The 13290-nt window shown below is 72.5% G+C and carries 10 protein-coding genes; 7 read left to right on the top strand and 3 right to left on the bottom strand.

What is annotated here, in order from left to right; translation table 11 throughout:
• The first annotated feature begins 36 nt into the window (after positions 1 to 36).
• The gene (locus ACTHAM_RS06810; protein ID WP_440685685.1) at positions 37 to 1296 is read left to right on the top strand and encodes a thiolase family protein; all 1260 of its coding nucleotides are present in this window, start codon (positions 37 to 39) and stop codon (positions 1294 to 1296) included.
• Positions 1293 to 3494, top strand: coding sequence for a 3-hydroxyacyl-CoA dehydrogenase NAD-binding domain-containing protein (locus ACTHAM_RS06805; protein WP_440685683.1), 2202 nt, complete (start codon positions 1293 to 1295; stop codon positions 3492 to 3494). Before ACTHAM_RS06810 ends, ACTHAM_RS06805 begins: the two co-directional genes overlap by 4 nt.
• A 117-nt stretch (positions 3495 to 3611) precedes the next feature.
• On the opposite strand, the gene pflA is transcribed toward ACTHAM_RS06805, so the two are convergent.
• The 3 genes from pflA to dxs all read right to left on the bottom strand — a co-directional run bounded on the left by pflA (position 3612) and on the right by dxs (position 8853).
• Positions 3612 to 4493 carry a pyruvate formate-lyase-activating protein gene (pflA, locus tag ACTHAM_RS06800; RefSeq protein WP_440685681.1) on the bottom strand — a complete coding sequence of 294 codons (882 nt, stop codon included), beginning with the start codon at positions 4491 to 4493 and terminating at the stop codon, positions 3612 to 3614.
• Between the two features lie 43 nt (positions 4494 to 4536).
• Positions 4537 to 6810, bottom strand: coding sequence for a formate C-acetyltransferase (pflB, locus tag ACTHAM_RS06795; protein ID WP_440685679.1), 2274 nt, complete (start codon positions 6808 to 6810; stop codon positions 4537 to 4539).
• A 159-nt stretch (positions 6811 to 6969) separates the two neighbouring features.
• On the bottom strand, positions 6970 to 8853 hold the full coding sequence (gene dxs / locus ACTHAM_RS06790; RefSeq protein WP_440685677.1) for a 1-deoxy-D-xylulose-5-phosphate synthase: 1884 nt from the start codon (positions 8851 to 8853) through the stop codon (positions 6970 to 6972).
• A 214-nt stretch (positions 8854 to 9067) separates the two neighbouring features.
• On the opposite strand from dxs, the gene ACTHAM_RS06785 reads away from it, so the two are divergent.
• The 5 genes from ACTHAM_RS06785 to ACTHAM_RS06765 all read left to right on the top strand — a co-directional run.
• Positions 9068 to 10522: a GuaB1 family IMP dehydrogenase-related protein gene (locus ACTHAM_RS06785; RefSeq protein ID WP_440685675.1), complete on the top strand. Its 1455-nt coding sequence runs from the start codon at positions 9068 to 9070 to the stop codon at positions 10520 to 10522.
• Positions 10523 to 10576: 54 nt separating this feature from the next.
• Entirely contained in the window at positions 10577 to 11272 is a 696-nt protein-coding gene (locus ACTHAM_RS06780; RefSeq protein ID WP_440685673.1) for a type 1 glutamine amidotransferase, read from the top strand.
• Positions 11269 to 11949, top strand: coding sequence for an NUDIX hydrolase (locus ACTHAM_RS06775; protein ID WP_440685671.1), 681 nt, complete (start codon positions 11269 to 11271; stop codon positions 11947 to 11949). Before ACTHAM_RS06780 ends, ACTHAM_RS06775 begins: the two co-directional genes overlap by 4 nt.
• A 1-nt stretch (position 11950) precedes the next feature.
• Positions 11951 to 12820, top strand: coding sequence for an aminoglycoside phosphotransferase family protein (locus tag ACTHAM_RS06770; RefSeq protein ID WP_440685669.1), 870 nt, complete (start codon positions 11951 to 11953; stop codon positions 12818 to 12820).
• Between the two features lie 19 nt (positions 12821 to 12839).
• A partial coding sequence (locus tag ACTHAM_RS06765) for a DUF1801 domain-containing protein (protein ID WP_440685665.1) occupies positions 12840 to 13290 on the top strand: 451 nt, incomplete at its 3' end.

Raw genomic sequence — 13290 nt, 5'->3', positions numbered from 1 at the left:
AGCCAGGACACCGACGTCCCAGCCCCTGGAGGGTCGATGACGACCGAACCGACACGCCCGTCCCGCCCGGCACCGCCCGTGCGCCGCGCCGTCTTCGTCGACGGGGTCCGCACCCCGTTCGGCCGCGCCCGCAAGGACGGCCTGTACGCCAGCACACGCGCCGACGACCTCGCGGTGCGCACCGTGCGCGAGCTGCTGCGCCGTCACCCGCAGCTGCCGCCGGAGCGGATCGACGACGTGGCGATCGCCGCCACCACGCAGACCGGCGACCAGGGCCTCACCCTGGGCCGCACGGTCGGCGTGCTGGCAGGGCTGCCCCGCAGCGTGCCCGGTTTCGCGATCGACCGCATGTGCGCCGGGGCGATGACGGCGGTCACCACGGCCGCGGCCAGCATCGGCGTAGGCGCCCAGGACGTCCTGCTCGCCGGCGGCGTCGAGCACATGGGCCACCACCCCATGGGCTTCGACGCCGAACCCAACCCCCGGTTCGTCTCCGAGCGACTCGTCGCACCCGACGCGCTCAACATGGGCGTGACCGCCGAGAACCTGCACGACCGGTATCCCGCCCTGACCCGCGAGCGCGCCGACGCGTACGGCGTGGCCAGCCAGGACAAGTACGCCGCGGCACTGGCCGCCGGGAAGATCTCCCCCGACCTGGTCCCCGTCGCGCTGCGTGACCCGGAGCGCGGCTGGGGCCTGGCGACCGCCGACGAGCCGCCCCGTCCGGGGACCACCCGTGAGGCGATCCTGGCGCTGCCCACCCCGTTCCGGCCGGGTGGGCGGGTGACGGCGGGCACCGCGGCACCGCTCACGGACGGTGCGGCCGCGTGCCTGCTGGCCGCCGAGGACACCGCCGCCGACCTCGGCCTGCCCGTCCGCATGCGCCTGGTGTCGTTCGCGTACGCCGGTGTGGAGCCCGAGGTGATGGGCCTGGGACCCGTCCCCGCGACGCACAAGGCCCTCGAGCGTGCTGGCCTGGGCATCGAGGACATCGGCCTGTTCGAGATCAACGAGGCGTTCGCCGTGCAGGTGCTGGCCTTCCTCGACGCGTTCGGCCTGCCCGACGACGACCCGCGCGTCAACCCGTACGGCGGCGCGATCGCCGTCGGTCACCCCCTGGCCTCCTCGGGCGTGCGGCTCATGACCCAGCTGGCACGGCAGTTCGCCGAGCACCCGGAGGTCCGGTACGGCCTGACGACCATGTGCGTCGGGCTGGGCCAGGGCGGCACGGTCATCTGGGAGAACCCGCATCACGAGGACTACCGGCCCACCACCACCGAGGGGAGCGCCCGATGAGCGCCACCGATCCCGCAGCAGCCTCCACCGGCGCCCCGCGCGCCGAGAGAGTCAGCCACGCCCTGGTCCGCGACATCACGCTGCCCGGTGGCACGGGCACGCTCGCGCTCGTCACGGTCGACAACGGCCTGGACCACACCAAGCCGACCACGCTCGGCCCTCTCGGCATCGCCGAGCTGCACGCCGCCCTGGCCACGCTGCAGGCGCGGGCCCGGGCGGGCGAGATCGTCGCCGTGGCCGTCACCGGCAAGCCGTACTACCTGGCTGCCGGTGCGGACCTGCTCCAGGTCACCTCGGTGGCCGACCGCGACACCGCCCTGCGCCTGGGCCACAGCGGCCACGCCGCCTACCGCCTGCTGGGTGAGATGGGTGTGCCCACGTTCGCCTTCGTGAACGGTGTCGCCCTCGGCGGCGGGCTGGAGCTCGCGCTGAACTGCGACTACCGGACGGTCGCCGGCGACGTGCGCGCCCTGGCGCTGCCCGAGACGAGCCTGGGGCTCGTGCCCGGCTGGGGCGGCGCGTACCTGGTGCCCCGGCTCGTCGGCATCGAGAAGGCCCTCGAGGTGATCCTCACGCGCCCCGCCGCGAACAAGCCGTACAGCGCGCAGGAGGCCACCGCCATCGGGTTGGCCGACGTGCTGCTGGACCCCGCGGACTTCCTCGAGCAGTCGATCGCGTGGGCCGAGCAGGTCCTGCGCGGCGAGGTCGTCGTCGAGCGCCGCGCGCTCGACCCGGCCCCGCTGTGGGACGGCGCGGTCGCCGCCGCCCGCCAACGCCTGCACGCGGTGATCCACGGTTCGCGTCCGGCGCCCTACCGCGCGCTCGACCTGCTCTCCCTGGGACCCGACATCAGCCGGGACGCCGCGTTCGCGGCCGAGGACGAGGCGCTGGCCGACCTGATCGGCACCGACGAGATGCGCGCCAGTGTCTACTCCTTCGGCCTGGTCTCCGGCGGCAAGAAGCCGACCGGCGCACCCGAGCGCGCCCTGGCCCAGCCCGTCACACGGGTCGGCATCGTCGGGGCGGGCCTCATGGCGGCACAGATCGCGATGCTCGTGCAGCAGCGCCTCGGCGTGCCCGTGGTCATGCGTGACCTGGACGAGGACCGGGTGGCGCACGGACTGGCCGCGGTCCGCGCGTCGGTGGACCGGCAGACCTCGTCGGGCCGGATGAGCCAGGCGGCCGGAGCACGGCTGCTCGCGTCCGTCACCGGCACCACCGACCTGCACGACCTCGCCTCGTGCGACCTGGTCATCGAGGCGGTCACCGAGATCCTCGCGCTGAAGAAGCGGGTGTTCGCCGAGCTGGAGACGGTGGTGGCGCCCACGGCGATCCTCGCGACGAACACCTCGGCCCTGTCGGTGAGCGCCATGGCGGCCGACCTGCAGCACCCCGGACGGGTCGTCGGCCTGCACTTCTTCAACCCGGTGGCCGCGATGCCGCTCGTCGAGGTGGTGCGCGCCGAGCAGTCCACCCCCGAGGCCGTGGCCACGGCCGTCGAGGTGGCCGTGGCGCTGCGCAAGACCGCGGTGCTGGTCGGTGACCGGCCCGGTTTCGTGGTCAACCGGCTGCTGGTGCTGCTGCTCGGCGTGGTGGTCGACGCCGTCGAGCACGGCACCCCCGTCGAGGTGGCCGACCTCGCGCTCGACCCGCTGGGGCTGCCCATGCGACCGTTCGAGCTGTTCGACCTGGTCGGTCCGGCCGTGGGTCTGCACGTGCTGACCTCGCTGCGCGAGGACCTGGGCGAGCGCTTCCCGCGGTCGCCGGGGCTGGAGAAGCTGGTCGCGGACGCGGTGGTCGTGGTCGGTCCGGCACCGGCGGCTGGCCTGCCACGCCCGGTGTCCCCGGCCGTGCAGGCGGTCTTCGACGACGCGCGCAGCTCACGGGCCGGCGACGCCGGCGCGTGGGACGACGCCCCCGCGGCACTCGACGCCGCGGGTGTCCTGGACGCGGTCCTCACGGCCCTGACCGTCGAGGTCGGTCACATGCTCGACGAGGGCGTGGTCAGCACACCGCAGCAGATCGACCTGTGCATGATCCTGGGCGCCGGGTGGGGGTTCCACCTGGGCGGGCTCACGCCGTACCTGGATCGCACGGGCTACAGCGAGCGGGTGCTGGGTCGGCGGTTGCTGCCGGACGGCCTGGCGAACGTGCCCGGCGCCGCGGTGCCGACCGCAGGACCGACCGTGCGGGTCTGACCCGACAGACGACCGACGCCGGTCCGACGAGTATCCGTCGGACCGGCCTCGGTCAAGACCACGCCGCGACCGCCCGCACACCCCCACGGCGCCGGTGCGCGGTCGCGGCGCGGTCGGTCAGAAGGTCGCCAGCCCGCGAGAGCGGAACTGCTCGCGCACCCGGGCGACCAGCTCGGGCGTGGGCGGCTGCGTGTCGGCGAGCTCGTAACGCATCCCGAGCTCGGCCCACTTGTCCTGGCCCATCTGGTGGAAGGGCAGCACCTCGACGCGGGTCACGGTCGAGAGGGTCGCGACGTAGTCGGCCACCGCCTCGACGTTCTCCACCGCGTCCGTCAGCCCGGGGACCAGCACGAACCGGATCCAGATCTCGGTGCCGTGCGCGGCCAGCCGCCGACCGAAGTCGAGCGTGGGCGCCAGCTCACGGCCCGTGGCCTTCTTGTACGTCTCCGGGATGCCGGACTTCACGTCCAGCAGCACCAGGTCGATGTCGTCGAGCATCTCGTCGGTGCACTGCGCGCCGAGGTAGCCCGAGGTGTCGACGGTGGTGTGGATGTCCATGGCCTTGGCCCCGCGCAGCAAGCTGCGCACGAACGCGGGCTGCATGAGCGGTTCACCACCGGAGATGGTCAGACCACCACCGGTCGCCTTGAACACACCGCGGTACCGCGCGACCCTGCTCAGGATCTCCTGAGCGCTGACGTCGGTCCCGCGACGCATCTCCATGGTGTCGGGGTTGTGGCAGTACAGGCAGCGCAACGGGCATCCCGACAGGAACACCGTCATGCGCGTGCCCGGCCCGTCCACGGCCGTGACGAGCTCCCAGGAGTGCACCGAGCCGACCTGACCGGCCCGGACCGCCGCGAGGCGCTCGGACCGTTCCTGCTCAGTGGCCTCCAGACCCTCCGTGCCGGCGTGGGCGCGCACGTGAGAACCGCCGACGAGCGGCATACCCAGCGACACCACGGGTGCGCCGTCCTGCCGCTCGTCGACGGTTGTCATCGTCTGCTCCTCGTTCCGGTCCGGATCGACTCTGCTACGAGCGTCAGACCGCGCCGTGGAACGTGCGCGAGAGGACGTCGAGCTGCTGCTCGCGCGTCAGCCGCACGAAGTTCACCGCGTAGCCGGAGACCCGGATGGTGAGCTGCGGGTAGTTCTCGGGGTGCTCCATGGCGTCCTCGAGCGTCTCGCGGTTCAGCACGTTGACGTTCATGTGGTAGCCGGAGGACATCACGTAGGAGTCGAGCAGACCGACCAGGTTGGTCACCTGCTCCTCCTTCGTGCGGCCCAGACCCGAGGGGACCACGGAGTTGGTCAGCGAGATGCCGTCCATGGCCTCCGAGTACGGCAGCTTGGCGACCGACAGCGCCGAGGCGAGCATGCCGTGGCTGTCGCGCCCGTTCATCGGGTTGGCACCCGGGGCGAACGGCTGGCCGGCCTTGCGACCGTCCGGCGTCGAGCCGGTGGCCTTGCCGTAGACGACGTTGGAGGTGATCGTCAGCACCGACTGCGTGTGCAGCGACTCGCGGTACGTCGGGGTCTTGCGGATCTTCTCCATGAACGACTTGACGATGCCGACCGCGATCTCGTCGACACGGTCGTCGTCGTTGCCGAAGGCCGGGTAGTCGCCGGAGACGGCGTACTCGGTGATCAGACCGTCGGTGCTGCGCAGCGGGGTGACCGTCGCGTACTTGATCGCGGACAGCGAGTCCGCCACGACCGACAGGCCGGCGATGCCGCAGGCCATGGTGCGCAGGATGGTGCGGTCGTGCAGCGCCATCTCGATGCGCTCGTACGCGTACTTGTCGTGCATGTAGTGCACGCAGTTGAGCGCGTCGACGTAGGTCTGGGCCAGCCAGTCCATCATCACGTCGAACTTGGCCATGACGTCGTCGTAGTCGAGGACGTCGCCCTCGACCGGTGCGCTGCTCGGGGCGACCTGCTTGCCCGAGACCTCGTCGCGGCCACCGTTGATGGCGTAGAGCAGGGTCTTGGCCAGGTTCACGCGGGCGCCGAAGAACTGCATCTGCTTGCCGACCTGCATCGGGGAGACGCAGCACGCGATGGCTGCGTCGTCGCCCCAGGAGCCGCGGATGAGGTCGTCGGACTCGTACTGCACGGCCGAGGTGTCGATCGAGACCTTGGCGCAGTAGTCCTTGAAGCCCTGCGGCAGGCGCTCGCTCCAGAAGACCGTCATGTTCGGCTCGGGGGCCGGGCCCAGGTTGTACAGCGTCTGCAGGAACCGGAACGAGTTCTTGGTGACGAGCGGACGCCCGTCCTCGCCGATGCCACCGATGGACTCGGTCACCCAGGTCGGGTCGCCCGAGAACAGGGCGTCGTACTCCGGGGTCCGCAGGAACCGGACGATGCGCAGCTTGATGACGAAGTCGTCGATGATCTCCTGCGCCTGCTCCTCGGTGATCGCACCGGACTGCAGGTCGCGCTCGAGGTAGATGTCCAGGAACGTCGAGGTGCGACCGAGGGACATGGCCGCGCCGTTCTGCTCCTTCACGGCGGCGAGGTAGCCGAAGTACAGCCACTGGACGGCCTCGCGACCGGTCGTGGCCGGGCCCGAGATGTCGTAGCCGTAGGTCTTCGCCATGGCCTTGAGCTCGTTGAGCGCGCGGATCTGCTCCGCGTTCTCCTCGCGGTCACGGATGACGTCGGCCGACGAGCGCTCCATGTCGAGCTCTGCCCGCTCGAGCTTCTTGCCGGCAATCAGGGCGTCGACGCCGTACAGGGCCACGCGGCGGTAGTCACCGATGATGCGGCCGCGGCCGTAGGCGTCCGGCAGGCCGGTGATGATGTGCGACGAGCGCGCGGCGCGCACGGCCGGCGGGTACACGTCGAAGACGCCGTCGTTGTGCGTCTTGCGGTACTTGGTGAAGATCTCCGAGACGATCGGGTCGGGCTCGTAGCCGTAGGTCTCCAGTGACTTCTCGACCATCCGGTACCCACCGTTGGGCATGATGGCGCGCTTGAGCGGGGCGTCCGTCTGGAGGCCGACGATGACCTCGTTGTCCTGGTCGATGTAGCCCGCGGCGTGCGACGTGATCGTCGACGGCGTGTGCTGGTCGACGTCGTAGATGCCCTTCTCGCGCTCGGCGGGGAACATCGCCGACAGCTTGGCCCAGATGCCGGTGGTGCGCTCCGTCGCGCCGGCCAGGAAGCTGTCGTCGCCGAGGTACGGCGTGTAGTTGCGCTGGATGAAGTCGCGGACGTCGATCCGGTCGACCCAAGGACCGGCGACGAACCCGCTCCAGGCAGGCTGAGAGGTTGTCTCAGCGGTGTCGCTGGCGGGAACTGAGGTGGTGGACATCTGTTCTCCTCGGGAGTCGGTACTCACGACACTAGGGACGAAGTCATGGGATGTCTTGGGACCTAGGGCCCCGAGGGGCCCGAGCGCCACGTGACTCCCGTCACTGCGTGTCCGTCATGCCGCAGCACCACCCGCCGACGAGGGGTACCCGATGCCAGGTCAGACCCGCTGCCCCAGCGCCGTGAGCACGTCACGGGCGACATCCTGCGGGCGCAGCCGCAGGGCACCCACGAGCTGGTCGCGCGTGGCGTGCTCGAGGAACGTGCGCGGGATCCCGATGGCCTGCACGGGCGTGGCGATCCCCGCCTCGCGCGCCCGCTGACCGACCAGCGTGCCGATGCCGCCGTCGACGACGCCGTCCTCGATCGTCACCACGTGGTCGTGCTCCCCCACCATCTTGGTCAGCGCGCTCGGCACCGGCAGGACCCAGCGCGGGTCGACGACCGTGACCCGCAGACCGTGCGCCGCCAGGACCTGAGCGGTCTCGAGCGCCGTGGGAGCCATCGCCCCCACGCCCACGACCAGCACCGACGTCGCGCCTTCCGGCGCGTCGTGCCGGGCCAGCAGGTCGATGCCGTCGACGTCCTCCAGCGCCGGGACCGCCTCCCCCATCGCACCCTTGGGGTACCGCACCACGGTCGGTGCGTCGTCGATGTCGACGGCCGCGCGCAGCGCCTCGCGCAGCGTCGGCTCGTCACGCGGGGCAGCCAGACGCAGCCCGGGAACCACCGCGAGCATCGCCATGTCCCACATGCCGTTGTGGCTCGCGCCGTCGTCCCCGGTCAGACCGGCACGGTCCAGCACGAACGTGACACCCGCCTGGTGCAGGGCGACGTCCATGAGCACCTGGTCGAACGCACGGTTGAGGAACGTGGCGTACACCGCCACCACGGGGTGCAGACCGGCGAAAGCCATGCCCGCCGCACTCGTGGCCGCATGCTGCTCGGCGATCCCGACGTCGAACACCCTGGTCGGGAACGCCTTGGCGAACGGCGCCAGGCCCACCGGTTGCAGCATCGCCGCGGTGACCGCCACCACGTCGGGGCGGCGCCGACCGATGCGGACCATCTCGTCGGCGAACACACCCGTCCAGCCGAACCGGGAAGGAGCCACGGGCAGACCCGTCTCCGGGTGGATCTGCCCGACCGCGTGGAAGCGGTCCGCGACGTCCTGCTCGGCGGGGGTGTAGCCGCGCCCCTTCTCGGTGATGACGTGGACGATCACCGGACCGCCGAAGGCCTTGGCCGCACGCAGCGCTCGCTCGACGCTCGCCTCGTCGTGCCCGTCGACCGGACCCACGTACTTCAGGCCCAGGTCCTCGAACATGCCCTGCGGCGCGACGACGTCCTTGATGCCCTTCTTCAGGCCGTGCAGCGCCTCGTAGGCGAACCGGCCGGGCGGGCCGGACCGCCGCAGCGTGCGCTTGCCCCACAGCAGCACGTTCTCGTAGCTGCGCGTGGTGCGCAGCGTCGTCAGGTGATGGGCCAGGCCGCCGATCGTCGGGTCGTACGACCGCCCGTTGTCGTTGACGACCATGACCAGACGACGGTCCTGGCCCGCGGCGATGTTGTTCAGCGCCTCCCAGGCCATGCCGCCGGTGAGCGCACCGTCGCCGATGACGGCCACCACGTGGCGCTCGCCCCGACCACGCAGCTCGTTGGCCTTGGCGATGCCGTCCGCCCAGCTCAGGGCCGTCGAGGCGTGCGAGTTCTCGACCACGTCGTGCTCGGACTCGGCGCGGCTGGGGTAGCCGGACAGACCGCCGCGCCGGCGCAGCGCCGAGAAGTCCCGACGTCCGGTGAGCAGCTTGTGCACGTACGCCTGGTGACCGGTGTCGAACACGAGGGTGTCCCGCGGCGAGTCGAACACCCGGTGCAGCGCGATCGTCAGCTCGACCACACCGAGGTTGGGGCCCAGGTGCCCCCCGGTGCGTGAGACCTGCTCGACCAGGAACCGGCGGATCTCCGCGGCCAGCTCGCCGACCTGCTCCTGGTCCAACGCCCGGACGTCCGCCGGCGATCCGATCCCGTCGAGCAGTGACATGCGCAACAACCCTTTCCAGACGGCCCACGTGCGGCGACGATGCCGCACGGTGCGGTGCGCCGAAGGCTGCACCCACTCTAGGACGCCGACCGGCGACGCACCGCCGGGTGCCGGGTCGCGCACGTGCAGGCCTGGTGAAGGCCCGGGGGTGGGCGCAGCCGGGGACCGGGCGCGACCCAGGACCACCTATCATGGGGCGGAAAGGGGGAAACCCATGCGCTTCCTGCCCGGCCACACGGCCACCTCCGACCTCACGTACGGCGACGTCTTCCTCGTCCCGTCGCGTTCCGAGGTCACCTCCCGGTTCGACGTCGACCTGTCCTCGGTCGACGGCACCGGCACCACGATCCCCGTCGTCGTGGCCAACATGACCGCGGTCGCCGGCCGCCGGATGGCCGAGACGGTCGCCCGCCGGGGCGGTCTGACGGTGATCCCCCAGGACATCCCGACCGATGTCGTCGCCGACGTGATCGCCTCCGTCAAGGCCCGGCACACGGTCGTCGAGAGCGCGGTCGTCGTCACGCCGCACGACACCGTGCACACGGCCCTGACCCTCATCGGCAAGCGCGCGCACGGCGCCGCGGTCGTCGCCGTCGACGGTCGTCCGGTGGGCGTGGTGACGGAGGCCGACTGCCAGGGTGTCGACCGCTTCACGCAGGTCGGCGACGTCATGACGGCCAACCCCACCACGGTGGACCTCGACGTCGTCGAGCAGGGCGGCACGCGTGGCCTGGAGGCCGCGTTCGAGAAGCTGCACGCCTCGCGCCGCAAGTTCTCCCCCGTGGTGCGCGACGGCGCACTGGTCGGCGTGCTCACCCAGGTCGGCGCGCTGCGCTCGTCCATCTACGCACCGGCGCTCGACGCCTCGGGCCGCCTGCGTGTGGCCGCCGCCGTGGGCATCAACGGTGACGTCAAGGCCAAGGCCGCCGAGCTGCTCGAGGCGGGTGTGGACACGCTGGTCGTCGACACCGCGCACGGCCACCAGCGCAAGATGCTCGACGCGCTGGCCGCGGTGCGATCGCTCGACCCGCACGTGCCCGTCGTGGCCGGCAACGTGGTCACGGCAGCCGGTACACGCGACCTCATCGAGGCCGGTGCGGACATCGTCAAGGTCGGCGTCGGCCCCGGTGCCATGTGCACCACGCGCATGATGACCGCGGTCGGTCGCCCGCAGTTCTCCGCGGTGCTCGAATGCGCCGCCGAGGCCCGCCGGCTCGGCCGCCACGTGTGGGCCGACGGTGGCGTTCGCCACCCGCGCGACGTCGCCCTGGCGCTGGCCGCCGGCGCCTCGCAGGTCATGGTCGGCTCGTGGTTCGCCGGCACGCACGAGTCCCCCGGCGACCTGCACGAGGACGGCTCCGGTCGGCTCTACAAGGAGTCCTTCGGCATGGCCTCGGCCCGTGCGGTCGCCGCCCGCACCCGTGGCGGGTCGGCGTTCGACCGGGCCCGCAAGGCGCTGTACGAGGAGGGCATCTCGTCCTCGCGCATGTACCTCGACGCCCGCCGTCCCGGTGTGGAGGACCTCATCGACCACATCACGGCCGGTGTGCGCTCGGCAGCGACGTACGTCGGTGCCACCACGCTCGAGGAGCTGCACGAGCGCGCCACGGTCGGCATCCAGTCCGCCGCCGGCTACGAGGAGGGACGCCCGCTGCCCGACGGGTGGTGAGCGGACCCGGACGCGGACGGGGACGGCCCCCGGCGAGCAACTAGGCTCGCCGGTGTGAGCCGTCCCGTCCTCGTCCTGACGCATGCCCCGCACGAGGGACCCGGGCTGATCGCCCGCGCGCTCGACGCGCCGATCAGGGTGCGTACCGTGCTCGACCTGACCGACGCGCGGCTGCCCCCGCTCGAGGAGCTGTCCGGCGTGGTCGTCATGGGCGGCCCGATGGACGCCGACGACGTCGCCGGGCACCCCGGCCTGGCCGCCGAGCAGGCACTACTGGCGGCCGCGGTCGACGCCGAGGTCCCCGTGCTGGGCGTGTGCCTGGGCATGCAGCTGCTGGCGCTGGCGCTCGGCGCCCGCCTGCACCTGCGCGCCGCCACCGAGATCGGGTTCGCCCCGATCGACGTCGTCGCCGACGATCCCGTCCTGGCGGCCTTCGGCCCGCGCCCGACGGTGCTGCACTGGCACTCGGACACGGTCGACCTGCCGAACGGGGCCACGCTGCTGGCCTCCACCGGGGCCACGCCCGTGCAGGCCTTCCGTGCCGGCAGCGCCCTGGGACTGCAGTTCCACCCCGAGCTCGACACCGGGATGCTCGACCTGTGGCTGTCGACGCCGGACATGCTCGACGGGCTCTCACCCGAGGAGGTCGAGCAGATCCGGGTCGACGGCGCCCGGCACCTGCCCGCCCTGGTCCCTGCGACGCAGGCGCTCGTCACCGGGTTCGGGGAGCTCGTCAGGGCACGGGGATGACCGCGCCGGCTGCGGGCGGCGCGCGCGCCGAGCTGGTCGAGCTGTGCGCACGAGGCCTCGACTGGCGGATCGACCCCGTGCGCGTCCTCGACGACGCCGCGTCTGCCCGACCGGCGGCCGTGCTCGTGCTCTTCGGCGCGCTCGACGCCGCACCGGCCCGCACCGGCGCACCGGCGGTCGCCCGCGACCTCGACGTGCTGCTCCAGCGACGGTCCGGCGCGCTGCGCCACCACGCCGGTCAGATCGCGTTCCCCGGCGGGCGCCTGGAGCCCACCGACGCCGGGCCGCGCGAGGCGGCGCTGCGCGAGGCCGTCGAGGAGGTCGGCCTGGACGCGGCAGGCGTCGAGGTGCTCGGCACGCTGCCGCCCCTGCCCGTCCCTGTCAGCAACCACCTGGTCACGCCCGTCCCGGCGTGGTGGACGCTGCCCTCGACGGTGGCGGCCGTCGACCACGCCGAGACCGTGGAGGTGTTCCGGGTCGCCGTCGCCGACCTGCTCGACCCGGGCAACCGCGCCAGCGTCGAGCACACGCGCCGAGGCCGCACCGTCCGCACACCCGCGTTCACCGTCGACGGCATGCTCGTGTGGGGGTTCACCGGGATCGTCCTGGCCCGCATGTTCGACGCACTCGGCTGGAGCGTGCCGTACGACCCCTCCCGAGTCGTCGAGGTGCGCTGACGTGCTCGGTCCCGTCCCCGAGGTCGACATCACCGAGGACCTCGTACGCACGCTCCTGCAGCAGCAGCACCCCGACCTGGCCGACCTTCCCCTGACGTGGGCGGGCGCCGGGTGGGACAACGCGCTGTGGCGCGTCGGCGAGCACCTGGCCGCACGGTTCCCCGTCCGGGCGGCCGCAGCGGACCTGCTGGTCCACGAGCAGCAATGGTTGCCGGTGCTGGCCCCCCGTCTGCCCGTCGACGTCCCGGCACCGGTCCGGCGCGGCGCAGCCTCGGCGAGCTACCCGTGGGCGTGGAGCGTCGTGCCGTGGTTCGAGGCCGACGCCGCACACCGCACCCCGGTGGCGCACCGGTCGGCGTGGGCACCGCAGCTGGCCGAGGTGCTGCACGCCCTGCACAGGCCCGCACCCGCCGACGCCCCGGACAACCCGTTCCGCGGCGGCCCGCTCGGTCCGCGCGGCGACACGTTGGCCGACCGTGTGCACCAGCTCGGCCTCGCCGACGCCGACCGCATCCTCGAGCGCTGGCGCGACCTGGCCGGTGCACCGGCCTGGGACGGGCCACCCCTGTGGCTGCACGGCGACCCGCACCCGGCCAACCTGCTGGTGCACGGCGGACGGCTGCGTGCCGTCATCGACTTCGGCGACGTGACCTCGGGTGACCCTGCCTCGGACCTGTCCACCGCGTGGCTCACGTTCGACGCCGAAGGGCGCGCGGCGTTGCGGGACCGGCTGGCGTACGACGAGGCGACGTGGCGGCGCGCGCAGGCGTGGGCCCTGTCCCTGGCCGTGGTGATGCTGCTGCACCCCGTGGACCACCCGCACCTGGTGCCGATCGGCCGCCACGGCCTCGCGCAGGCGCTGGCGGACTGAGCGGCGCGATACTGACGCGATGGCGCACGCAGCGAACAAGACCGTCGTGACGGATGCGGACGTCGAGGCGTTCCTCGCGGCTGTCGATCACCCGGTCCGGCGCCGTGACGCGCAGCGTCTGCTCGCCCTGATGCGCGAGGTCACCGGTGAGCCGGCACGCCTGTGGGGTCCGAGCATCGTCGGCTTCGGCGCGTACCACTACAGGTATCCCTCGGGCCGCGAGGGCGACATGGCCGCGGCCGGGTTCTCGCCGCGCAAGGCGGCCACCACGATCTACTTCCCGGACGGCGTCGAGGCGCACGCCGAGCTGCTGGCCCGCCTGGGCCCGCACACGGTCGGCAGGAGCTGCCTGTACGTCAAGGACCTCGACGACGTCGACCTGTCCGTGCTCGAGCAGGCCGTCCGCCGCTCCTACGCGACGATGACCTCGGACGACGACGGGGGCGCGGGCGCGAGCGCCCGCGCCCCCC

This window comes from Cellulomonas soli, from assembly GCF_052036975.1.
Lineage (GTDB): Bacteria > Actinomycetota > Actinomycetes > Actinomycetales > Cellulomonadaceae > Cellulomonas > Cellulomonas soli_A.
This window is presented reverse-complemented; position numbering and strand designations above follow the sequence as displayed.